Origin of the sequence: Bacillus sp. SG20033, assembly GCF_044570195.1 — a bacterium.
In the GTDB taxonomy this organism is placed as follows: Bacteria; Bacillota; Bacilli; order Bacillales; family Bacillaceae; genus Bacillus; species Bacillus subtilis.
The window spans coordinates 539,720-563,639 of sequence record NZ_CP172606.1 but is presented as its reverse complement, the minus strand read 5'-3'; the positions used below and the strand labels follow the sequence as shown (position 1 = coordinate 563,639).

23 protein-coding genes and 1 pseudogene are annotated in these 23,920 nt (G+C 38.0%); 12 read left to right on the top strand and 12 right to left on the bottom strand.

Annotated elements, in window-relative coordinates; translation table 11 throughout:
• Positions 1-159: 159 nt before the first annotated feature.
• The gene (locus ACFVP7_RS02925) at positions 160-1,032 is read right to left on the bottom strand and encodes a YitT family protein (RefSeq protein ID WP_338732445.1); all 873 of its coding nucleotides are present in this window, start codon (positions 1,030-1,032) and stop codon (positions 160-162) included.
• 252 nt (positions 1,033-1,284) lie between these two features.
• Here ACFVP7_RS02925 and ACFVP7_RS02920 point away from each other — a divergent pair, with 252 nt between their 5' ends.
• Together ACFVP7_RS02920 and ACFVP7_RS02915 are read left to right on the top strand one after the other, a co-directional pair.
• Positions 1,285-1,614 carry a winged helix-turn-helix transcriptional regulator gene (locus tag ACFVP7_RS02920; RefSeq protein WP_128737540.1) on the top strand — a complete coding sequence of 110 codons (330 nt, stop codon included), beginning with the start codon at positions 1,285-1,287 and terminating at the stop codon, positions 1,612-1,614.
• A gap of 81 nt (positions 1,615-1,695) precedes the next feature.
• Entirely contained in the window at positions 1,696-2,268 is a 573-nt protein-coding gene (locus ACFVP7_RS02915) for an alpha/beta hydrolase (protein ID WP_086343495.1), read from the top strand.
• Between the two features lie 52 nt (positions 2,269-2,320).
• On the opposite strand, the gene ACFVP7_RS02910 is transcribed toward ACFVP7_RS02915, so the two are convergent.
• Entirely contained in the window at positions 2,321-2,746 is a 426-nt protein-coding gene (locus ACFVP7_RS02910; RefSeq protein ID WP_024572354.1) for a MaoC family dehydratase, read from the bottom strand.
• Between the two features lie 195 nt (positions 2,747-2,941).
• Positions 2,942-4,333 (bottom strand): PLP-dependent aminotransferase family protein, encoded by a 1,392-nt coding sequence (locus ACFVP7_RS02905; protein WP_273796161.1) that lies wholly within the window; start codon positions 4,331-4,333, stop codon positions 2,942-2,944.
• Positions 4,334-4,487: 154 nt separating this feature from the next.
• On the opposite strand from ACFVP7_RS02905, the gene ACFVP7_RS02900 reads away from it, so the two are divergent.
• On the top strand, positions 4,488-5,351 hold the full coding sequence (locus ACFVP7_RS02900) for a DMT family transporter (protein ID WP_041336960.1): 864 nt from the start codon (positions 4,488-4,490) through the stop codon (positions 5,349-5,351).
• 168 nt (positions 5,352-5,519) lie between these two features.
• Here the strand turns inward: ACFVP7_RS02900 and ACFVP7_RS02895 are convergent, their stop codons facing one another.
• Positions 5,520-6,065 (bottom strand): TetR/AcrR family transcriptional regulator, encoded by a 546-nt coding sequence (locus tag ACFVP7_RS02895; RefSeq protein WP_015252737.1) that lies wholly within the window; start codon positions 6,063-6,065, stop codon positions 5,520-5,522.
• A gap of 333 nt (positions 6,066-6,398) precedes the next feature.
• Between ACFVP7_RS02895 and ACFVP7_RS02890 the strand changes: the two genes are divergently transcribed.
• Together ACFVP7_RS02890 and ACFVP7_RS02885 are read left to right on the top strand one after the other, a co-directional pair.
• Positions 6,399-6,674 (top strand): HPr family phosphocarrier protein, encoded by a 276-nt coding sequence (locus ACFVP7_RS02890; RefSeq protein WP_144486936.1) that lies wholly within the window; start codon positions 6,399-6,401, stop codon positions 6,672-6,674.
• An 803-nt stretch (positions 6,675-7,477) separates the two neighbouring features.
• Positions 7,478-8,137 (top strand): hypothetical protein, encoded by a 660-nt coding sequence (locus tag ACFVP7_RS02885; protein ID WP_069323049.1) that lies wholly within the window; start codon positions 7,478-7,480, stop codon positions 8,135-8,137.
• A gap of 353 nt (positions 8,138-8,490) precedes the next feature.
• Here ACFVP7_RS02885 and ACFVP7_RS02880 read toward each other — a convergent pair whose 3' ends face one another.
• The 4 genes from ACFVP7_RS02880 to ACFVP7_RS02865 all read right to left on the bottom strand — a co-directional run bounded on the left by ACFVP7_RS02880 (position 8,491) and on the right by ACFVP7_RS02865 (position 12,753).
• Positions 8,491-9,084 (bottom strand): YdeI family protein, encoded by a 594-nt coding sequence (locus ACFVP7_RS02880; RefSeq protein ID WP_338732431.1) that lies wholly within the window; start codon positions 9,082-9,084, stop codon positions 8,491-8,493.
• Between the two features lie 273 nt (positions 9,085-9,357).
• Entirely contained in the window at positions 9,358-9,732 is a 375-nt protein-coding gene (locus tag ACFVP7_RS02875) for a hypothetical protein (RefSeq protein WP_014478947.1), read from the bottom strand.
• A gap of 230 nt (positions 9,733-9,962) precedes the next feature.
• Positions 9,963-11,255 carry an MFS transporter gene (locus ACFVP7_RS02870; RefSeq protein ID WP_338734115.1) on the bottom strand — a complete coding sequence of 431 codons (1,293 nt, stop codon included), beginning with the start codon at positions 11,253-11,255 and terminating at the stop codon, positions 9,963-9,965.
• 109 nt (positions 11,256-11,364) lie between these two features.
• Positions 11,365-12,753 carry a PLP-dependent aminotransferase family protein gene (locus tag ACFVP7_RS02865; RefSeq protein ID WP_069322393.1) on the bottom strand — a complete coding sequence of 463 codons (1,389 nt, stop codon included), beginning with the start codon at positions 12,751-12,753 and terminating at the stop codon, positions 11,365-11,367.
• 226 nt (positions 12,754-12,979) lie between these two features.
• Here ACFVP7_RS02865 and ACFVP7_RS02860 point away from each other — a divergent pair, with 226 nt between their 5' ends.
• Positions 12,980-13,852, top strand: coding sequence for a GyrI-like domain-containing protein (locus tag ACFVP7_RS02860; protein WP_041850738.1), 873 nt, complete (start codon positions 12,980-12,982; stop codon positions 13,850-13,852).
• Positions 13,853-14,004: 152 nt separating this feature from the next.
• Here ACFVP7_RS02860 and ACFVP7_RS02855 read toward each other — a convergent pair whose 3' ends face one another.
• Positions 14,005-14,964 (bottom strand): DMT family transporter, encoded by a 960-nt coding sequence (locus tag ACFVP7_RS02855; RefSeq protein WP_338732427.1) that lies wholly within the window; start codon positions 14,962-14,964, stop codon positions 14,005-14,007.
• 112 nt (positions 14,965-15,076) lie between these two features.
• Between ACFVP7_RS02855 and ACFVP7_RS02850 the strand changes: the two genes are divergently transcribed.
• The 3 genes from ACFVP7_RS02850 (at position 15,077) to ACFVP7_RS02840 (ending at position 18,091) form a co-directional block, all read left to right on the top strand.
• Positions 15,077-15,952 (top strand): helix-turn-helix domain-containing protein, encoded by an 876-nt coding sequence (locus ACFVP7_RS02850; protein WP_338732425.1) that lies wholly within the window; start codon positions 15,077-15,079, stop codon positions 15,950-15,952.
• Between the two features lie 230 nt (positions 15,953-16,182).
• The gene (locus ACFVP7_RS02845; RefSeq protein ID WP_338732423.1) at positions 16,183-17,067 is read left to right on the top strand and encodes a DMT family transporter; all 885 of its coding nucleotides are present in this window, start codon (positions 16,183-16,185) and stop codon (positions 17,065-17,067) included.
• A gap of 562 nt (positions 17,068-17,629) precedes the next feature.
• Entirely contained in the window at positions 17,630-18,091 is a 462-nt protein-coding gene (locus ACFVP7_RS02840; RefSeq protein ID WP_024572643.1) for a CarD family transcriptional regulator, read from the top strand.
• Positions 18,092-18,777: 686 nt separating this feature from the next.
• On the opposite strand, the gene cspC is transcribed toward ACFVP7_RS02840, so the two are convergent.
• A complete protein-coding gene (cspC, locus tag ACFVP7_RS02835; RefSeq protein ID WP_003234247.1) occupies positions 18,778-18,978 on the bottom strand; it encodes a cold shock protein CspC in 201 nt (66 codons plus the stop codon).
• A gap of 687 nt (positions 18,979-19,665) precedes the next feature.
• Between cspC and ACFVP7_RS02830 the strand changes: the two genes are divergently transcribed.
• Positions 19,666-20,694 (top strand): fatty acid desaturase, encoded by a 1,029-nt coding sequence (locus ACFVP7_RS02830; protein ID WP_041336973.1) that lies wholly within the window; start codon positions 19,666-19,668, stop codon positions 20,692-20,694.
• 431 nt (positions 20,695-21,125) lie between these two features.
• Here the strand turns inward: ACFVP7_RS02830 and ACFVP7_RS02825 are convergent, their stop codons facing one another.
• Together ACFVP7_RS02825 and ACFVP7_RS02820 are read right to left on the bottom strand one after the other, a co-directional pair.
• Positions 21,126-21,479 (bottom strand): hypothetical protein, encoded by a 354-nt coding sequence (locus tag ACFVP7_RS02825; protein WP_049140443.1) that lies wholly within the window; start codon positions 21,477-21,479, stop codon positions 21,126-21,128.
• On the bottom strand, positions 21,476-21,709 hold the full coding sequence (locus ACFVP7_RS02820) for a helix-turn-helix transcriptional regulator (protein ID WP_003240464.1): 234 nt from the start codon (positions 21,707-21,709) through the stop codon (positions 21,476-21,478). The genes ACFVP7_RS02825 and ACFVP7_RS02820 overlap by 4 nt, the downstream gene beginning before the upstream one ends.
• 180 nt (positions 21,710-21,889) lie before the next feature.
• Here ACFVP7_RS02820 and ACFVP7_RS02815 point away from each other — a divergent pair.
• Positions 21,890-21,987, top strand: a pseudogene (locus tag ACFVP7_RS02815) (SMI1/KNR4 family protein); the annotation flags it as partial.
• Positions 21,988-22,189: 202 nt separating this feature from the next.
• Positions 22,190-23,920: a T7SS effector LXG polymorphic toxin gene (locus ACFVP7_RS02810; protein WP_338732415.1), complete on the top strand. Its 1,731-nt coding sequence runs from the start codon at positions 22,190-22,192 to the stop codon at positions 23,918-23,920.

Sequence of the window (23,920 nt, the reverse complement as noted above, 5' to 3'; positions counted from 1 at the left end):
TTTCACCAAAATGGCTTATTTTTGGCAGAAAAAATACCAAGGGTTTTGACACCCTTGGTATTTCTATAATTCAGACCTTTACGGTTACACCCTCAAGCCCTCAAAAAGTGTTTTTGATTATATTTATCGGCGGCATGTCAGTTAAGGTCATTCTTTTTTCTAATGATGATTAAGACTTCTAAAATTGCTGCCCTTCACTTCAGCTACGTCATATACGGTGACAAAGGCGGATTTATCAATATCATTAATAATTTCCTTTAGTTTGGTTTCTTCTAAACGGTTGATGACACATGTGATTTCTTTAAATTTCTCGTGGGAAAAACCCCCGTAAGCTTCTTTATATGTGGCGCTTCGGCCTAATTGATCACGTATTGTCTCTACCATTAATTCAGGTTGGGTTGTAATAATTTGAAAGGTTTTAGAGCCGCTTAAGCCTTCCTCCACAACATGAATCACTTTGGATGCAATGTAGTAAGCAATGACTGAAAGCAATGCCCCTTGTAAGCCAAATACTGTGGAAACAAAAATAAACACAAATAGGTTTAAGAATAGAATGAGATCGCTCGTTCCGAATGGCAGTTTTCGGGATAGCAGCACAGCAAGCATGTCAATTCCATCTAATGCGCCGCCATTACGCAGCGCCAGCCCCATTCCGAATCCAAGGATAATCCCGCCGACAACGGTAATTAACAGGGTATCTCCTTCTATGATAGCGGGTGTGTGGTGGAAAAAGCTTGTCCCCGCGGCAAGCGATACGATTCCGATAATTGATAATAATGCAAAGCTTTTCCCAATTTGCTTATATCCTAACCAGACAAATGGAATGTTGATCACAGCAATCAAAATCCCCAGCGGCAAGTTGAATAGCTGTGAACCAACAATGCTAAGACCCGTCACCCCTCCATCAGATACACTGTTTGGAATGAGCACTGTTTCTAGTCCATATGCCGCAATGATTCCTCCAATGATAACCATGATGATTTGGAGAATCATTTTCGCTTTAAATTTCTTACGTTTTTTGGGTGTATTCATACCATTCCTCATTTCTCAAATATTTCGTTATATTTAAATATACCATAATAGATATTTTCAGCTAAAAACATGCGTTTTTTTAAATAAAGTAATTAACAGTAAGGTAACCCTCTTTGACTTAGAACATTCATGTACCGTGCCGCCTGTTGAGCAAGTGCTCCTTTCAGTTCAGATCGCGAATCGCCCTCAAACTTCAACACCGAAAATCCTGAATTATTCTGATATGATACCTTAAAAAGGAGGTTCGATTACATGGATAGCCTGTGCCGCAGTAAACAAGCCCCATTTGAATACACCTTATCTCTTATAGGGGGCAAATGGAAAATGAGAATTCTCTATGAGTTAGGGTGTGAAAAAACGATGAGATACGGCGAGCTGAAAAGGGCTATGCCCTTCATCACCCATAAAATGTTAAGCGCACAGCTTAAGGAATTGCAAACTGACGGCCTTATTCATCGGTCTGAGGTTTCTCAAACCCCACTGAAAGTAGAGTATTCGTTATCTGACAGAGGGCGATCTTTGTATCCCCTCATAGATGAGATGTGTAAGTGGGGAATGGCACAAGGAGTGCCTCATATGTAAAGCTACTTACAAAAAAGTGCGTACTTGTTTCCCAATGAGAGGAATTTTATACTGAATGAAAATATTTCTTAGGAGGAAATAATGACAAAACAAGTCTATATCATTCATGGCTACAGAGCCTCCTCAACAAATCATTGGTTCCCTTGGCTGAAAAAACGTCTGCTCGCAGATGGGGTCCAAGCAGACATTTTAAACATGCCTAATCCGCTCCAGCCAAGACTTGAGGATTGGCTGGATACACTCTCTTTATATCAGCACACTTTACACGAAAATACGTATTTGGTTGCGCACAGCTTAGGGTGCCCTGCCATTTTGAGATTTTTGGAACATATTCAATTACGAAAACAGCTTGGCGGAATCATACTTGTTTCCGGCTTTGCCAAATCGTTGCCCACTTTACAGATGTTAGATGAATTTACACAGGGATCGTTTGATCATCAAAAAATCATCGAGTCCGCGAAGCACCGTGCTGTCATTGCTTCTAAGAACGACCAAATTGTTCCATTTTCATGGAGCAAGGAGCTGGCACAACAAATTGACGCTGCGTTATACGAAGTCCAGCACGGGGGTCATTTTCTAGAAAATGAGGGGTTTACTTCTTTGCCTATTGTTTATGATATTTTAACCTCTTATTTTTCAAAAGAAACCCGCTAACATCTTTCACCCATCTGCTTCAATCGAGCCCGCGAAAAGCGGGCTTTCTGAGTTATCGTTTCATCAATACGGATAACTCACCTTCAAACACTTTTACTTCTTTTTGATTATAAGTAGATAACAATACTGTGAGTATTCCCAATTCATTTCTCTTTGGCTGCTTATCAAGAACCTCAACAATTGTAAACAATTCATCATCCGGATATACGGGTTTTATGAATGTCATATGATTCATCTCTGTTCCGGCTATAATATCGTCTCCATAGAGACCTTCTTCAATCCAAAGTTTAAAAGATATGGCCAGTGTTTGTATGCCGGAAGCGATAATTCCATTAAATCTGCCTTTACTCGCTTTTTCTTCATCTACATGCATATACTGAGGGTCAAATTCACCCGCAAACCGCATAATATCATCTTTTGATACTTTTAATGATTTCGTTTTGAAGACCTGGCCAATTGTAAACTCATCTAACTTCATTCTTACACCTCTATTTTTTCAATTGTCTCTTTTGTTTATTTTAGCACTGTGATGAGCAAATAAAAAATTCTGTTTTTCGCTAAACAGACATATCGTGGGCTGGACTGCTGGCACTCATCATATACTTAAAAAATATTGAACAGCTCTCAACACTTAGTTCCGTCACTTGGCCGTTTTGCTAAACTGAAAGCTCCCTCATATCTTCCAGGCAGCCTTCAGTTTTTTTATGCCTTCTCTTATGTCGGATTCAGAAACCCCTGCAAACCCGAGCGAAACCGTTTTTGTAGGAGGATGATGTTGATAAGAAAGAGAAACAGGATAAATTTTTACTCCATGTTTTTTCGCCTTCTCAATTAACTCTTTTTCACCAAATGGCAAATAAACGTCAAGTAAGATACGAAGCCCAGAGTTTTCTCCGCGGATTCTGACATGCTCTCCTAATTCCCTTTGCACTGCCTCTAATACAATGGCTCTTTTTTTGCGGTAAAGTTTTCTCATTCTGTTGATGTGTTTTTGCCACTCTCCATTTTTTATAAATTCAGCTAGGGTTAGCTGACTGTGGCAGGACACTGTCTGCTTATATAAGGACGTGATTTCATGCCCCTTTTTTAAAAGAGGCGAAGGAAGAATCATATAGCTGATACGCAGCGAGGGCAAAAGAGACTTAGAAAAAGTGCCCATATAAATGACACGGTTATGCTGATCAAGCCCTTGCAGAGAAGGAACCGGCTGTCCTGTGTACCTAAATTCCCCGTCATAATCATCCTCTATGATAAAGGATTGATTTTCGGCCGCCCATTTGAGCAGCTGAATTCTTCTGTTGATCGTCATGATTGTTCCCAGCGTAAATTGATGGGAAGGTGTGACATATACAAGGTTTGGCTGCTGTTCTTTGATCTTCTGTATACAGATTCCTTCCTCATCGACTGGTATCGGAACAATATTCATGCGATTGGCTTCAAAAATTTTGCGTGCTCTTGGATAACCAGGATCCTCATACCCTATAGAAATATTCGGCTCAAAAACTTGGCACAAGATTTGCAGCAGAATAGGGTTCCCGGCACCTATAATCACTTGTTCAGGGCCGCAATGAACACCCCGAGATTGATACAGGTACTCTGCAATGAGTGTTCTCAGCTCAAACTCTCCTAAAACATGTCCCGGCCGATAAAGCTCGTGTCCATATTGGTCTAAGCTATTGACCATGCTTTTTCGCCATGCGGAAAAAGGGAAGTAAGAAGAATCTACATTTCCATAATGAAAATCAATCCATTGTTTATTTTCTTCTGCTTCTTGTTGGATGGGTGTTGTGCTTGGCATTCTATCATAAGCAAAATCAGAATCATGATAATCAGCAAACCACCCGCTTCTTGGCTTGCTCACAATATAGCCCTCAGCAGCGAGCTGTTCATAGGCACGTTCTACAGTCGTTTGGCTGATGGAAAGCTGATTCGCCAGGAGTCTTTTTGAAGGAAGCTTCATTCCTTTTTGAATACGGCCCCGATGCATATTTTCTTTAAAATACCGATAAAGCTGCTGATAAAGCGGAATATCCAGAGTTCTATTCAAAAAAGGCGTGATATCCATTTGCACGTTGTTCTCCTAACTGGTATGCATTTTTTTATGAAAACTGGCCGTTTAAAAAAGGCCAATTCCAGTTTATAGTCATTGTAATCCTTAGCTGCTGGTTTTGTTAAGAAAATACAGACAATGAACAAGAAAGATATGTGGAGTGATTGTAATGAACAAACGAACAAATGGCTGGATAAATGGTTTTATAGGCGTACTCATTTTCAGCGGCTCGCTGCCTGCGACCCGTTTGGCTGTGTCAGACTTCGATCCGTTATTTCTCACAGTTTGCCGTGCTGCAATAGCTGGTGTACTGGCGGGAGGTCTCCTTCTCATCTTCCGGCAGCAGCATCCTGCCAAAAGAGATCTCATTTCATTGTTAGTGGTAGCGTTCGGCGTAGTGATTGGTTTCCCGTTGCTGACAGCTTTAGCGCTTCAGCATGTCACATCCGCACACGCCATTGTCTTCATTGGACTTCTTCCACTCGCAACGGCAGTCTTCGGCGTACTGCGCGGGGGTGAACGCCCTCGCCCCGTCTTCTGGATTTTCTCAGCTGCCGGCAGCTTGTTAGTAGCAGGTTTCGCCCTCATTCAGGGGGGAGGTTCATCCCCGCTTGGCGACGCGTACATGCTGGCTTCTATTGTCGTATGCGGTCTTGGTTATGCGGAAGGGGCAAGGCTTTCACGGCGTCTGGGGAATTGGCAGGTGATCTCATGGGCACTCGTTCTGTCGCTTCCTCTTATGCTGCCATTGTCGTTCTTTTTTACGCCGGACTCATGGTCGGCGATCGGCGTTCCCGCGCTACTCAGTCTTGCATATGTATCCTTATTCAGCATGCTGATTGGCTTCGTGTTCTGGTATCGAGGTCTTGCCCAAGGGGGAATTGCAGCGGTTGGGCAGCTCCAGCTTCTCCAGCCTTTTTTTGGACTGCTGCTTGCCTCAGTGATACTGCACGAGAAAGTAGGCTGGGCACTCGTAGCAGTGAATATCGCCGTTATCATGTGCGTTGCCGCAGCTCGGCGATTTGCAAAGTAAGGCAGACCATTAAGCATAAACTTCAAAAATGCATGAAAGTATAAAAATACCAAGGGCCAGCAACCCTTGGTATTTTGTATGCGATCGAGGAGACTTGAATCTCTCGCTTAGACAAATAAGTCACCTTCTTGTTCCTAACGATTCGCAACACCCATTTACCTGCCTCCATTATAAAATCCTCTCTAACAAATCCCCCACTTTTTCTGCCATGACACGAGGCGGGTAAGGCATTTCGTTTTTCAACCACCATTCCACTACCCCTACGTAAGCATTTGCTATAAATTCAACAATGACATCTTCACTTTGGCCGTAATTCTTGCCTTTCGTTACATCTACATCTTTCCTGAACTCTTCGATATTAAACTTAAGGAACTGACTGCGAAAATATCGAGCGCCTTCACTGGCTAACATCGTCGAAAAGAATAAATAATTACTCTCAAGGTATTCCATGCAGTGTACAGTCGATTCAATCCAGTCCATTTCAGCTGCCGACTCACAAAAATCCCCCATATTGTTTATATGCTCTTCCATAATTTTTTCTAATAGATCAAATTTATCTAAGTAATGAAGATAGATTGTTCCCCGGTTTACATTTGCCCTTTCAGAAATTTCCTTAATCGTAATATGATCAAAACTTTTTTCAGTCATCAGCTCAATCAGAGCTATTTTAATAGCCTCTTGGCTTTTGGTTATTCTTCTATCCACTTTGGACATAGCTTTTCACCAAACTTTCTTAAGATAATCAACAATTTAGAGTGGAATGTTGAATAATCAACAAATCGCCTGAATGTAACCATTGTACACACCAAGTTTTTATTTACAATAATAAACAAATGTTGATTAGTGAATCATGCTTTTTTCTCGAATGAAGACATTGTCCATTTTAGTTAGTTGAGAATTATTTTGTAAACACAAAGAAAGGGTGTTATTTCAAAATGCAGAGAAAATGATGAAATTAGATCACTTATCCTAAGGTACTCTAAATTCAAATTTGATCTGCAACCCAACTATAAATCCGTCAAGAGGCAGACTTTAATGAGGTGAAGAATGATTAAAAGACAATTTACGATCATTAAGGAAACAGGGTTTGCGCGACCAGCTACCCTGTTAGTCAGTATAGCTCATCGGTTTACATCAGATATTTTTCTTGAATACCAAGGGAAAACTGTTAACCTCAAACAAGCGCCAAAAGCCATCATGGACATTATGGATTTAGGAATTAAACCAGGAACCGAAATACATATATACGCTCATGGAGCCGACGAAGCGAAGGCAATTCAAAAAATGAAAGAGCATTTACTAAAAAACGCTTATATACAGTAATCAAAATCAGACACACAATATATCGTAGTAGCGGGATTGTTATCGTTAATTTATTTTGCGGCAAAACAGCTTTTCAGATCATGCGTTCATTTTTCTTCTGGTGATCATTCAACCTAAAATACAAAAATTAAAAAGGATCTACAAACGAAAATGGAGGGTTTATATATGTGCAGCAGAACATAATACCAAGGGCAGTTATACCCTTGGTATTATTGGATACCGAAAGAACTTAAATCTCTACAGGTGCTTATAAGCTATAAATGGTTAGTCCCGTGGCATTTCTATGTGCTCCGTTTATGCTTAAGGGTGTTCCACATTTTAATGGATACAATAGAAACCAAAACAAATGATGCGACAACCAATACAGTTCCCATTAATCACTCACTAAAATTGATCACAATGAAACTCGAAAATATCAATAAAGGGATATTCGTAACGATAACCGTTAAAATGTAAGTGGTATACTTGATTCCTACAGCTGCCGATAAAAAACAAACGACATCTGTTGGAGCTATTGGACAAATCATCCCCAGCGCCAACAACTTATAATTGTAAGTCTCCAATAATTTTTTCAACTCTGGATATTTACGTTCTAAATCCTTCATCATGTTCCCGCTTGAAAACACAGAAAAAGGGGCAAAACTTCTTAAGAATTCTTAAGTTTTCGCGATGTTATTCAAGATCGTTTCCTCTTCTTAAACAGTTTTCAATATCATCCTATCTATTCCATGGTAATATTTAGATACATAAACTTATATATGAAGCTGACCTGAGTTAATGGAGAGGGAGGAATGAATGAAAGAATGAAGAAACACAGAAAGATATATTTTTGTATTACTGCCCTGCTGCTCATGATTTTGCTTGCTGGATGTACGGGCAGTAAGGATGAAGAAGCACATCAACCTTCAAATCAAGCTTCTGCTGTGCAAACTGACGAAAAACACACTGAGCCTGAAGAGAGAACCAAAATACGCAAGGATGAAGCGGAGCCAATAACAGAATCAGAAGAATCCGCAACAAAAGCTGCAAATGATACCTCTTCAGCAGAGGAGAAAAGCAAAGAAGACAATGTATTGGCAGCATACTCTTCGGAAAAAATTGAATATGCCAGGGTTTGGCTTCAACTGGGACCTAATCAAGAGATAGATGAATTAAATGTTCGACATATTTCGGCTGGCGAGCCAATTAATCCTAATGATGATACAAGTGCCAGCTATCCAGAAGATGTGACCCAGTTGGCAGGTTCTCGTTTAGTGGATGGATCAGTCACTTATCATGGCAATGGGGATGGCACGATTCATGTATATAATGTGCCTTTACGCTGGGATTCCGCTGATGATTTAGAAAAAGGCGTCATGAGGGAAGTGACTGAGAATATCATAAAAAACAGAAAAACAGTGTATGTTGATACAGGTGACAATGAAAAAATCAAGCGGCTCATTGATATCATGATGATTCATTAATCAGTATTCGTTTGTCTGTACCTGACTAAATACAATGGTTAATAAGGAAATAAGATATATTAATATAAAAACAAAGTTTGAAGTGCAGTAACTTGCTGAAAAATCTTCCGGTTCTATTAGTTCTCCTAGGCATTCTAAATGTGATGAGCCGTACCATTGAGCTATTTCTAGGTGTTGCATTAATATTTTATAACGCTGTCTAGTGGCATACAATGTTAATCAAAAGAAGCATTTCAGCAGTAAGTGAATGTTGTCCTAAGAAAAAACAAGCATCTTACTATGCTTGTTTTTCTTCTATAGAAAGGATCTTATTACGCTATGATGCTATTCCTTTAGCCTGAACCTTGGCGTGCCTAATCCTTTAATCCCTTTCCATCGAGAATTTTTTGCACATATTTTTCGACTCTCGATTCTCGGGTTTTGGATTGTTTGGCTTGAGAAAAATAAAGAGTGTACGCTCTTTGCCGTCCCGGGGTCAAAGCTTCAAAAGCAATTTTCAATGCAGGGATTTCATCGAATTTTTTTTGAAGTTCTTCAGGAATGTTCAATTCAATATTTTTGTTAACTTCCACTTTCAAACCGGCTTTTTCAACTTCAATGGCTTCGTGAATATAGGCTTTCAAAATGTTTTCTAGCTCATTTATTTCCTGAACATTTGTAAACCGAATCTGGCGCGCCGCCTGTACATTCTCCGTTTGTTGAATGAGAATTCCATCGGTATCCTGTAATAGGGCACCTTTGTGAAACAGAAGCGCACAATATTCTTTAAACCCATGTATTAAAACGACATTTTTATTATTGTATGTGTAACAAGGATGCATCCACTTAAAATCTTCAGTCAGCTCACAGTCAAGAATGATGGTTCTCAACTTCTTAAATTCTGCCTTCCACTTTTTCGCTTTACTTAAAAATTCATCAACCTTCGGATTCGTTCTGCTATTTGTCATGAAGGAATTCCCCTCTTTCCAAGCTTTTTACATTTACGTGAATTGATAATAATGAAGTCCAGTTTTATTTTTGACATCTCGGTATTTATTTTATTCTTCTATAGGTTCCTTCTCTTATTATTCAATAGATTAAGCTTAAAGTGAGGATGATGCAACAACAAAAAATATCATGGGCTATATCCATGTCCACAACATAAAAAGAGAAGGCCCACAAAGCCTTCTCATCTTGTTTTATTATTTCACTGACAACCTGAAAAAATAACAATTCAATTATTATATATCTTTTTTATTCTTGCCAATGCATAAGGTTACGGCAACACTAGCTATACTGACTAAAGTTCCTGCAATAGAAACTAGAATTGTCAAAAAGCCATTGGGAATAAGAAATCCAATTGGAATGAGCCCCAGAAAAGTGAAAACGATAAAACATTGGTAGACACCAGATATTATTCTTACAACCAAATTGCCAAAAAAGGACATGACTAATGGAGGGATAAATAAAAATACAACGATCCCAATTGAGATCATCAAGATAAGAGGTTCATCAAATGAGATGACATGATCTCCAGGCGACTCTTTAGCGGCCGCTAAAACAACAAGTATAGACATCATTAGTGTAACAAAAACAAGAGAAAACCTTTTTAACAACGTTATGACTCCTTTACCTAAAGCGAGTAATCCTGCCTTTTTCAAATCCGATAACCATTTTATGTGATTCAATTAAAGAATATGCAGTGAGTGACACAGCTATAAGGAATCCTGGTCAAATCTTTATAATAGATTTAATGGAGCAACTATAGTTCGTTAGAATATTAGATGCTGCAATAGACTTTATCTAACAATATAACAAATTAATGTAAATTAAACAATCCTACCCTTTAGCGGCCCCTAAACCATACCACCACTGGAATGAGTAATAAGGACAACATCCCTCCAGTAAATGATAATGCTAGGTAACTTGACCCTGCCACAATCATTCCAGATAGTGCCCCGCCAGCAGCTCCTGACAACGCAATCAGAACATCCACTGTCCCCTGCGTTTTAGCTCGTGTGGCAGTATCAGTTGAATCTACAATAAGGGCAGTCCCGCTTATCAAACCAAAATTCCACCCTAATCCGAGTAAAGAAAGAGCAATGACGAGAAGAACCATAGAATCTCCCGGAGCAAATGCTGCTATTACACCTGCCAAAAGCAACGTTGTTCCAGAGGAAATAGCCATTGCGGTACGTCCCAACCTATCTACAAGAACACCTGTAACCAGTGAAGGGAGATACATAGCACCTATATGAAAACCAATAACAAGCCCTACTGCCCCCAAGTCATGCCCATGATGTCTCATATGAACCGGTGTCATTGTCATAATAGCTACCATTACTATTTGGGTAAGAACCATAACTGTTGCCCCAACGATTATCCCTTTTTTGTTTTCTGTATGCTCAGTTGCCGCCAAATGTCCTTTATCACCAGGCTCTTCATTTGCCACTTCTATTGTTCTTGCTATAACTAATGGATCTGGACGAAGCATAATGAAAAGGACCACACCTGCTAACATATATGCTGCTGCGGCTAAAATGAAAGGGCCAGCAAGTGATGGAACACCAATAGAAAGAGCGAAATCCCCCATCACATTCACTAAGCTTGGACCTGCCACTGCGCCAAATGTAGTAAAAACCATCGTAATACTAACAGCAGTCGCTCGCTGCTTATGATTTGCTAAGTCTGTACCAGCATAACGGGCCTGTAAATTTGTGGCTGTTCCTGCACCGTAAATAAGCAACGAAATAAATAACAAGAAAATACTATTTATGATTGCTGCCATAATAACGCCTATTGCTCCAAGTCCGCCAATCATAAAGCCAGCTGAAAGACCTGTTCGACGGCCATAACGTTGAGAAAGTCTTCCAACAATTAATGCAGATCCTGCTGACCCTAAAGTAAATAAAGCAGAAGGCAAACCAGCAAACGCATCAGTGCCAAGCATTTGCTGTGCAATAAGCGCACCGACAGTCACTCCTGCCGCCAGCCCCGCACCGCCAAAAATTTGTGAGATACTCACAACGAATAGTGTACGCTTGTATAACGATTTTTGTTTTTCTGGTGAACTGATGTAGCTTTGTAATGAAGCAGTTTGAACATCTATTGCTTTTACGCTGTCCTTGTCTAACATCATCTGACCTTCCTTTCTAAAAGCCAATTTTGTATAAACCTCCCTCTAGATGTGGATCATCATAACACGCACAAAAAAGCCATACAATGTCATAATTGTATGGCAAACAATATTAGGTAAGATCGTCTAGCAAACGTCTCAGGATCATTAATCCTTGTTCAAGCTCTTCAAGTGTTTTTGGTGCACAGACAGAAACCCTTACAGCCCTTTCAGGACAACTATTTCCCACTACAAAGCGTTCAGCCGCATACACTTGCACGCCATGTCGAGCAGCCAATTCTTCAAATTCGGCACCAGACATTTTACCCGGTAACAACAACCAACGAAAAATGCCTGTTTCAACACCTAAACATGTATATCCCGCAACATATCGGTTTACGAGTTGATTTCTGCGAATGGTTTGTTCACGATGACTCTCAATTAAGACTTCAAATTGATTTGATACAATCGTGCGAGCAGTAAGTTCAGCTAATAGCGGGGAAACGGTTATATTTAAATTATAAAGCGCCTTCGATATTGGCTCCTTATATTGTCTCGGCACTGCTACATAAGCCAAACGCAGGCCTGGCGCTAACGATTTTGATAAACTTGCAATATGAATAACCTGTTGCGGTGCGAATGAGGCGAGTGCCGGAAGCGGCTTTTTGCTAAGAAGATGGTACGATGCATCCTCAATAACAAACAGATTATATTTCTTTGCAATGTCTGCAACCATTCTTCGATTCTCAACAGACATAAAGGAAGTCGTCGGATTATGATAATCCGGGATTAAATACAAACCTTTAATATTTTCATTTTTACACGCATATTCAAGTGACTCCGGACTCATTTCATCGTTCTCTGATTTTATCGGTACGATTTGCACACTAAGCAATGATGCAACAGTTTTTAAACCAGGGTACGTATGATGGTCAACTCCGATGCGGTCTCCAGGCTTACAAAGACTCGCCAATGTCGCTGCAATCGCATTTTGCCCTCCATTTGCAAATAAAATGTGATCAACGGATGTTTCAAATCCGCCTCTTTGGATGAGCTTTACAGCTGCATCTTTTTGCCAAAGGCTTTCGCCTGCCCGGCCGTAGCTAAACCATTTTTCATAATCCTCCTCCTGAATCATGTTTTTCAGTTGGTGTAACAAGGGCTCATATGAAGCGTGATCTGGAAGTATTGCTCCCATTTCAATTAAATGTGTCGGCTTTGTATCCTCAAGTAAATACGCATTCGACAACGCATCATACGATACAAATGTGCCGCTCCCTACAGTCGCACTCAGCAGCCCCTTTAACTCACACACTTTAAATGCTTTGGAAATCGTACTCACATTTAAATCTAAATAATCGGCCAATTCTCGCTGTGGAGGAAGTTTTGTTCCAGGTAATAAAACTCCGTTTAAAATATCCTGTTCCAATTGCCCTGCAAGTGCTTTATAAATAGGCTTTTCAGCTTTATCAATCGATGGCTTCCAGCTCATCGGATAGTTTTCAAAAGAATTGATAGGCATGATACGCATCCTTTTTCACTCAATTATATGAATGTGCCGTTTATAAGACAATTATAACTTTCTTTTATTGATGCCTTTTTATGAACAGCATGCTTCAATAAAACCTGTACAAATACAAGTGAATCACTTACTTTATTTCATATAAGTCATCCTGCAAAACTGTGCACAGAATGTCGGATAAATACATTTCACTCCTGTTATTCTTTGGTTAAAGGAGGCCAAATAAATGGATTTGCTTAAAAGTATGAATAGGGCGTTAAAGTATATTGAAGAAAACCTCACTAATGATATTGATTTTCAAGAGGCAGCAAAGCTTGCTTTCTGCTCTGAATATCATTTTAAAAGGATGTTTTCCTTCCTTGCAGGTATTTCATTATCGGAATATATTCGTCGCAGACGTCTTACTCTTGCAGCTTTTGAACTTAAAGACAGCAATGTAAAAGTGATTGATATTGCAATAAAGTACGGTTATAACTCACCTGATTCTTTTGCACGGGCATTCCAAAATTTACATGGCATAAACCCATCAAAAGCCAGACTTAATGGCCATTCCCTTAAAGCTTATCCACGAATGACCTTCCAGCTAACAATTAAAGGAGGAAATGAAATGAACTACCGTATTGAAGAAAAAGAGGCATTTCGCATCGTTGGCATTAAAAAAAGAGTTCCTATTATTTTTAAAGGGATTAATCCGGAGATTGCATCTATGTGGGAAAGTTTAGATGAAAAAGCAATAAATAAACTAAAAGAGCTTTCTAATGTAGCACCATCAGGCCTCATTAGTGCATCCACGAATTTTTCTGAAGGTCGGACAGAGGAAAACGGAGAGCTCGATCACTATATTGGCGCAGCCACAACGAAACAGTGTCCAGATAATTTCTCACGGCTTGAAGTTCCTGCCTCAACGTGGGCTGTATTCGAATCAATCGGACCATTTCCGGATACACTGCAAGAAGTATGGGGACGTATTTATTCCGAATGGTTTCCATCGTCAAATTACGAACAAATAGAAGGTCCAGAAATATTGTGGAATGAGCATAAGGATGTAACATCACCATCTTTTAAAAGTGAAATTTGGATACCAATTACAAAAAGGTAATACGTTTTTCGATCAGAGAAGAAGAATTGAAGGTTCTTGAAGAAAAAATATCAAGGGCGTCAAAACCCTTGGTATTTTTGATACTGCCGAGAGTGCTCAAACTCAACCAGTATTTTTCATTGCCGGACCGGTCATGTAAGCAAAAAAAGCCCCTATATATCCCGATTTGCATGATTCCTAATCTTTAATATCGACTTTTCACTTTGCATAGAAGGCTCTTTATTTAAAGCCAATATTAAAGTTATCCCTATAATACAAATAGCACCAATCCATTGAAAAGAACCAAATGGCGCTTTTAACCAAACGACAGTTGTTACAACAGCGGATAAAGGTTCTAAACTGCCTAATAGGCTTGTTTCTTTGGGAGAAAGGCTTTCCAAGCTTTTTATGAAGAACCAGAACGCAATCATTGTTCCAAATAATATCACAAATAAAATATATGCATACGCCTCAGCAGTTAATCGTTGAAAATCCAGTTGCCATGGCGGATGGATAAAACCCAATGCAAAACCGCCAATAATCATAGCCCAACCTACAACGACAAGAGAATCAAATTTATTTAATAAACCAACGGCATACAAAGTATAAAAAGCTGCCGCGAATCCTGATAAAACTCCCCATACTACTGCAGCTGCCGGCACTGAAAGTTGAGACATTGAACCATTTGTTAACAAAAAAAAGCAACCCACTAAAGCAAGCACAACAGTAATGATATCTTGTTTGGCAAGAACCGTTTGTTTTCGCAAAAGCGTGTAGATAATGACGATTACTGGGGATAAATATTGCAATAATGTAGCAACGGCAGCATTCCCATGTTGAATGGATGCCATATATGTGTACTGCACAGCTAGCATTCCCAATAGGCCAAAAATAAGAAGCTGGCCAGCCGACGCTTTGTTTTTCCAAACCTCAATAACCTGAGACCGATGCTTTCTGAACAATTGCAGCATTAAAAGTAACATTCCAGCCGTAAGCAAACGTGTCGTTACAAGCCAATTGACATCAATTTGATATTCTTGAAAAAGTTTTTTGGCTACTGTGCCTCCAATTCCCCAACATGTCGCCCCTGTGATAACATAGAACAATCCCATTCTTCTATTGGAAGTATTCATACATGACTCCTCACTAATAAATATAATAATAGTGTTATAATAAATGCAAAATATGATAAAAAATACTCAAATTGAATGAAAAAATATAAATATATTGAGGTGAGAAGTCAGAATGAAGAATTTTGTGATCGACCAAAATTTAAAAGAATTAACAGAGCACCGAACGGTAGAATTACCAGTTGCCTGCTACAAGACAACGATCAATCAAAATATAAATGGCTATATTCCGCTTCATTGGCATGATGAAATCCAATTTGTTTTGATACTAAAAGGGATAGCTCTCTTTCAAATAAATGAAGAAAAAATAGAGGTTCACGAAGGGGATGGATTATTTATCAATAGCGGCTGCCTGCACATGGCAGAAGAAAAGGAAGGCTCGGATTGTACGTATATTTGCTTAAATGTGTCACCCCATTTCGTTTTATCTCAAGAACTGTATTCCAGCTATGTTCAGCCCTATATGTTTTCAACCAATTTGCCCTATTTATTTTTGGATGGAAATCAACAGTGGGCAAAAAATATTCTAGATGCTGTTAAAAAAATAAATCAATTGATTCAACAAAAGACATCGCTCTATGAGATTGACATTACGATGCAATTAACGTTAATGTGGAAAAACCTGGTCGTTAATGGTTTTCAATTAGAGTACGATCAATCTGAAATGATAAAAAGTCATCGAATGAAACAAATGTTAAACTGGATCCATCTCCATTATGCTGAAAAAATCACATTAGAGGACATTGCAAAAGCTGGCCAACTGAGCCGTTCTGAATGCTGCCGTTATTTTAAACGAATGCTGAATAAGTCGCCATTACGTTATGTAATGGATTATAGAATTCAAAAAAGCTTATTATTACTGCAACACCCTGAATCCAATGTGACAGAAGTGTCTTATCAAGTTGGATTTAACAGTACCAGTTATTTCATAAGTAAATTTCAACAAGCGATGAATATGACGCCATTATCATACAAAAAAATGAATTCATAAAGTTTATTCTATTAATAAACGGAGTCCCCTTAAGGTGTTTACGGCTTTAAAACCAACATTGTATAATGATAGTCATTCTTAAAAATCGAGGTGATCATAACATGTTTTTAGCTCCACTATTTGAAAATGATGTTCCAGTAGCACTTCTCCGCCCTTAATGGAGTAAAGTGACTACTTCTCTCCGTTAGGGCATTTATTGACCTAATTTTAAATACGGAGGGAACAAAAAAATGAAAAATACCCTGTTAGGTTCTATATATTTAGCTTTAGCCGCTAGTATCTGGGGTGGCATGTATGTTGTGGTTAAGGTTGTTGTCGCAGTAATTCCGCCTTTTGAATTGGTTTGGATCAGGTATGTCATCGCCATCCTTGCTCTTCTTATTGTTGGTTTAATAAGGAAACAATCTTGGAAAATTCATAAGCGCGATCTTTTATTAATTGTGGCCATTGGAATTGTTGGCAACACCATTTCAATTGTTACACAAGAATATGGAACGATGTTGTCTTCAGCACAAATGGGAGCAATTATTACGTCCTCCACACCAGCGTTCATGGTTATTTTTGCTCGTCTATTACTTAAAGAACCATTGACTATCAAAAAAGGAACTTCAATAATTTTAGCGACCACAGGCGTATTATTTATTGTTGGAAACGGACATATTGATACCTCTAATCAGCTTGGCGGTATTTCTCTGCTTGTTGCAGCACTTACATGGGCACTGATGTCAGTGCTTATCAAACGCGTGCCAAACAGCTATTCGCCTATACTTGTTACAACGTATTCAACTTTTGTGGCCATTGTGGCACTAACTCCTTTTGTAAAACCTAGCACGATTTTTACGCCACTACTGCTTGAACCTAAAATTCTAGGTGGCCTTTTGTATTTGGGAATTGTTTCAACCGCTTGTGCATTTTTATTGTGGAACCGTGGCTTACAATTATTAAATGCTTCAAGCGGAGGCCTCTTTTTCTTTTTTCAGCCTCTGGTTGGAACCTTACTCGGATGGATTCTGCTGGGAGAACAAATAGGCGGGACATTTTGGATAGGTTCGTTTTTAATTCTTAGCGGTGTTTTATTAGTCATTAAAGAGAAAGAAAAAGAAGTGAATTCATAACAAAAAGAAAAGCAAACTATTTTATATAGTTTGCTTTTCAATTAACCTTGTTCTTTCCCCTTTACTTCTTTATGTTCTGGTCTTCATTTATAATCTCTCCTTTCTTTATTTTTCTTCTCACCTCAATACCCATTTGAAGGTTGTCAATTTCCATATTAATAATGCCAATCTCGGTGGCAAAATGTTCATTTTTCTGCTCCCAAGATAAGTGAAAATGCATCATTAAGTAAGTCGGCCGTTATCCATATCAAATCGGTAAAGAAATTAGAACTTAATCATGTGCTTTTAATATTTTTAGCTGACATTTCACAAATATCGTTCCTTCTTATTTCTACTCAAATCATTTCTGTGATGTCATTGAGCCAATGAAAAACTGATCACACGGATCAATTGACCTTTTCCTGATTGGAAATCCGACACGTTCCCTATTGTTTTTGCTTGATCTGTTTTTTCAAAAAAATTATTGACATCAAAAATTCGATCATGTTATTATTAAAATTTTGATATTACACCTCCATATATGGTAATCTTAAGAAGGTTACCATATATGGAGGTGGATGATATGTTTCAAATTGGCGATAACATTGTTTATCCAATGCACGGAGCAGGTATAATTGAAGCCATAGAAGAAAAAGAATTCTTAGAGGAAAAACAACAGTATTATGTCATAAGAATGTCAATCAGTAATATGACAGTTATGATTCCAACGCGTAAAATATTGAGTTCGAATATACGACCAGTTACCGATATACTTGCATTAAAACACATTATGCACATTTTTCAGCATGGAGAATCAGATAGGTTACTGCCATGGAAGCAAAGGTATAAAATAAACACGGACAAAATAAAAACAGGTGAAATACAAGAAGGCGCTGAAGTTGTACGTGATTTAATGCGTATGAAGAAAGAAAAAGCACTTAATGCAAGCGAAAAAAAAATGCTGGATAATGCATATGAATTTTTGATTAGTGAACTGGAAGTAATTAAAGGAATCACTGAAAAACAAATAAAAAGTTTTGGTTAGATACATCCCAAAAGATATTTCGGAATATTATGATGAAAAGCAAATCTTCTCCAAGTTATGTTTAGAACATTAACGACCTCTTTTGTTATTCCTACATTCTAATCCATTTTTATTATTTACATTTCTTCTGCGAAGATTGAAGTTTTACCAAAAAACTCAATAAAATAGTCACTTTTTTTAGTATCCTGATTCACACTGGCACGGACAAGGAGCCGTAAGGATGGAAGAGAGGTAGGGCTTTCATTGTTTTAGGTATCTCTAAGTGATTATTTCCAGGAGAAAAAAACAATCGATCTCCTCATTATTTTTAAGAATTTCTTATATCCACTGCCACATTGAATAATAATTGTTTATCTTCTTCTCATAAAAGAGATATGCGAGTTGATAACATTTAGATGAAACCATTTTTATAATTCATCTAATCTTACTTAAATGAACGAACAGGTTAGTGAAAAAAAGAGTCAGTTATCTATATTTGAACAAAACATTAAATATTTTATATACATTCCGCATATTGTCAATCCAGTATGTTATACTGTAAACAAACCTTTGAAGTTTTAAATCTTTTTCTATTACCTTGTAGCATCTCCCTACTCGAACGTTGAGTAGGGTTTTTTATTGAGTATGATATAGACATAAAAAAACAGGCCCTATATAAAGAGCCTGTTTGTATAAACGATTGAAGATTAAGCTTTTTGAACGTTAGCAGCTTGAGCTCCACGAGCACCTTGCTCAACGTCAAACGATACTTTTTGACCTTCGTCTAAAGATTTGAATCCGTCACTTTGGATTGCAGAAAAGTGTACGAATACATCGTCTCCATTTTCGCGTTCGATAAAGCCAAAACCTTTTTCTGCATTAAACCATTTAACTGTACCTTGTTCCATTTTTGTTGCCTCCTAGTGTGTAACCACACAGTATATACTATCCTTGCCCAAAGTATCATCAAGACGAAAAGTCAATCTTCATACTATCCTTTACACCGAACAAAAATAATTCTTCTTTATTATATCAGGAATCGGAAATAACTGCAAATTATATTTACGATTTATTCATGGCATTATTTGTTAAACATGTGTATACCAGCGCTGAATAAGAGGCCTATTAAAAACTTTGGTTTGAAAACACCGTGAAAAATGAATCACGAGTGTCTTTCTTTGCTTAATAGTACTTAGCTCAGCTGTTTCTTGTTCAAGAGCAAGATAATCTTTTAAAAGCAGGGCTGTTCACTTGTAAAACTTTGTTTCTGCAGATGTTTCCAAACAGTCACTCATGGATATACCCATTCTTTTTTCCTCAAACAATCAATGTTCACGGTCAAATAAATCGATCCCCATGGGGGAGCATTGAGAGAGTTTGACCCGATAATGTGCTGGGTATAATCTTCATACGCCTTTTGTATCCCGGCTGACTCTGCTAATAATAAACTGGAAATCAGTTTATTATTTCCAATAATTTTACAGATGAATAGGAAGAATACTTATCATATATGAGGTGTATAACGTTGGGCCTTCTAAGGCTATAAAACGTTTTCTACACTTAGAAGATCACCAGGGAAGGGGAAACTTTTTAATATGAAAGAACAAAACCTAAGGACTTTGAGAAAACTGGTTACACCTTATGAAAAGTCCGATTTACACAAAAGCATTTGTCAAATCATTAACACATTGGTACCATTTTTCCTATTATGGTGTTTGGCATATAAGAGCTTGTCGATTTCTTATTTCCTTACATTAGCGATTTCTGTTGTTGCGGCAGGTTTTTTAGTGAGAACCTTCATCATCTTTCATGATTGCTGCCACTATTCCTTTTTTAAGAACAGAAAGGCGAATCGAATCCTTGGAACATTAACAGGAATTCTGACTCTGCATCCTTTTGATCATTGGGCACACGACCATTCTGTCCATCATGCGACAAGCAGCAATCTGGACAAACGCGGAACAGGCGATATTTGGGTACTGACGGTTGAGGAATATAAGGAAGCCTCAACTAAGACCAAAATAATGTACCGATTGTACAGAAATCCGTTTGTTATGTTTATTATCGGGCCGATTTACGTTTTCGGGATTGCCAATCGTTTTAATCGAAAAGGGGCAAAACGCAAAGAACGGATGAATACGTATGTAACGAACCTGGGGATCGTCGCTTTGGCAGCACTTTTATGTTTGGCTGTCGGCTGGCAAAACTTCCTGCTGGTTCAGGTGCCGATTTTTATGATATCGGGCTCTCTCGGAATTTGGATGTTTTATATTCAGCATACGTTTGAGGATTCTTATTTTGAAGAAGATGAGCATTGGGAATATGTAAAAGCAGCAGTTGAAGGAAGCTCTTTTTATAAGCTTCCAAAAGTCATGCAGTGGCTAACAGGCAATATCGGTTTTCATCATGTTCATCATTTAAGCCCGAGAGTCCCAAACTATAAGCTTGAAAAAGTGCATAACAACACTGAACCATTGCAAAACGTTCCGACCATTACACTGGCAACAAGCCTTAAGTCGTTAAAGTTCCGCCTATGGGATGAAGAAGGCAAAAAATTTGTTGGTTTTAGCCACTTAAAAAAAGCTTCTAAAAGCCAAGTATCGGCGCGGCTAACAACGGATTAAAATAAACTCCCCATAATCGCAGAATAAAAGTGCAGACTCGCGCAACGATGTTGTACAGAGGTCAGCACTTTTTTAGTGGACTCCACAATGCGGTACATTTGTTGCCGTATTTTCCGCAAAAGAATAACGCCAAAGATGGTTAAACCCTTGGTATTATTGGGGGTGCGGCCGAGAGAACTTGAACCTTTACGGGTTATTCACTCCACTGGGCCCTCAACATGGTAAATTCATATCACTGGTTATGAAAGCTTATTTTCATTACATTTTACATCATCTCTAACGGTTTGTATGAATTGTGGTTAATAATTGGCGAGCAAAAAACCCCCATACTTTCCCATATCTCCAAATCTCATTATAAAATGATTTCATATTCGTTCCCTCTCCTAAAACAATTAAAACTACAGAGACACTATCTTTCTCGGTAATTGAATTCACAAAAAATCTTTTTTATATCGAACGGCTAGATAGATTGCTGAAGCGAAGAATGCAATAGAATACTTAAATAAGAAGAAAACTTGCCACATATATTCTTTTGGGAAAACCAAGTCGCACAAAATTAGTGCATATAACATACAGAGGCAACCTTTTAAAGCGATTTGGTTTGTTCTTTCGTCATTCTTACCCATTTTTTTAGTAAATACGATTGTTAGAATCAATCCAACTACAAGCAATACAAATCCGCTGCCAATGAGAATACTCCAATTTCCCGGAGAATGTTCAGCCCAGGACTTTAAAGGAGAAAAAATAGCGTTAGTGATCGTATCTGTGATCGAATTCATTTTCATTTTTGATCATTTCCTTTCTCATAAGTAAAAATCTCGTTTACATCCACATTAAAAAATTCGGCAATTCGAAAAGCTAACAGCAGAGTCGGAACATAATTTCCTTTCTCCATTACAAAGATGGTTTGTTTGGAAACCCCGACTTTCTTTGCTAATTCTTGCTGAGACAATCTGGCAAGTACACGATATTCATAAACCTTATTTGAGATCGAATCACCAAAATCTTTCTTCATGACCATCACCTCTTGAACCAAATTATAAACTCACCTTATATAAAAGTAAAGTAAACTTATACAAAAATATAAAATACTTTTATGTTTACTAAGATTACTTTGATTTAATCATGAACCAGAATGCAGAAAGAACCTGACGAAATTCATGATTCCGTCAGGTTCGATCTAGTGTAATTTATATTTTTAAAAGAACACGGTTTTGGTGGCGCATACAGAACAATGATTCTTGGTTATGACTCTGAGGCGCTGAAGTTGTAGAGCAAACAAAAGAATACAGAATCACTGATTATGTAAGAATATTTTCATTACACTTTCTAACTTCTCTTTACGTTAATAATTGGTGAGCAAAAAAACACCCTTACTTCATATTTCTCCAACTCTCATTATGTTCAAATAATCTAAGATTCGTTCCCTACCCCTTAAACTTCATATCTATTCCATGGTAATATTTAGATATAAACTTACTGAAAGGATTGGACAATGAAGGTATTTGAAGCTAAGTCTTTGTTATCTGAAGCTGAAAATCGAGCAAAAGATTATAAAGAATTGAAAAATCAAATGATTAAGCTAAGAAAAGCATTTAAGGCTGTTGCTGATCTGGATGATAGTGAGTTCTCTGGCAAGGGAGCAAACAATATCAAAGCATTTTATCACGATCATGTGGGTGTCACTGATCAATGGATTGATTTAATTGAAATGAAGATCGCATTCCTTGCTAGTATCTCCGGTGTTTTAAAAGATGCCAGCTTATCTGATGCATATATCGAGGAATCCTTCTTAGAACATGAATTAGCAAACGCATATAAAAAATCAAAATCAATTATGTCTGAGCAGAAGAAAGCAATGAAAGATATTCTGAATGACATCGATGACATTCTTCCACTTGATTTATTTTCAACTGAGACTTTTAAGGATGAACTCTCTTCTGCCGAAAACAAACGGAAAAAGACTGTTGATAAAATAGGCGATGTGGACGAAAACTTAAAAACTGAATATGCAATAACTGAACCTAACGAACAATTCATTAAAGCAGATTTTCAAAAGTTACAGGAATCAACAGGTAAGGGCAAGAATGCTACACCCCTTCACTATAATGCCAAGGCATATCGTGAGAGCGATATACATAAGAAAAAAAGCGATATCGAAAAGCAATCTGAAGCTTATTTAAAGATCAAAAAAGAGGAAGCTAATAAACGCGAAATTAAAGATTTGAAAAAAAAGCTTGTAAAGGTAACAGATCCAGACGAGTATTTAAATATAGCGAAGAAAATAGGATACGAGAATTTGGAACCTGAGCAGCAAGTTTATTTCCGCCAACTCGAAGAACTCCAACAAAAAGCTAAAATTGGAAAAGGTATTGCAGTGGGAATGTATGAAGCAGGTAAAGATACAGTGATGGGTCTCTATCAACTTGCAAGACACCCGATTGAATCGCTTTCTGGAACTGTGAACGCAGCCTTACATCCAATCGATACTTATAAGATCATAGCAAAAGACATAGAAGACACTTTTCAACGTGATATGATTAATGGAGATAGCTACAGCAGAGCAAAATGGGTTTCCTATGTAGGGAGTACTGTTGTTCTTGCAATAGTTGGTCCGAAGGGTATTGATAAAGTATCCAAAGTTGCAAAAGCCGGTTCAAAAGTTGCTGCACTTAAGACACTTGAAGTTTCAAAAACAGGAATAAAAAAAGGTATTGAACATGTTAAAATACCAAATGTTTTTGAACAACAGTATGCAATGGCTGGTGGTTCAGGGACTTTTCCTTTCAACGTGATTGATGGAGAGAATTATAAAAGCTCTGCACTTGAAATATTCAAGACCTCGTCTACTGTACAAGGATTAAAGAAAGCTGAGCCTCATGAAGTTGTAAACGAATTAAAAACTTTTCAAAGCAGAAAATACATTTTTGGAGGACAATCATTCCTCATAGACAAACGAGGAATGAAGCATATTTTAGAGCGCCATCATCCTAATTTATGGGATGGTTCAGTTAAATCTCAACAATCTTTTCTCAATAAAGAGATGACTGTTAACGATGTTGCAGATGCGATAGAATCAATTATGAAACAAAACCGTGAAGAGTTAACGAAAAAAGGAACTAAATTTAGTTATCAAATTAGAGGAACATATGAGGGTCAACAATATGTTGTAGGCTTTCAAAAAGGAAGAGTAGGACAATTCTATCCGGAAAAACAGGAGAGGTAA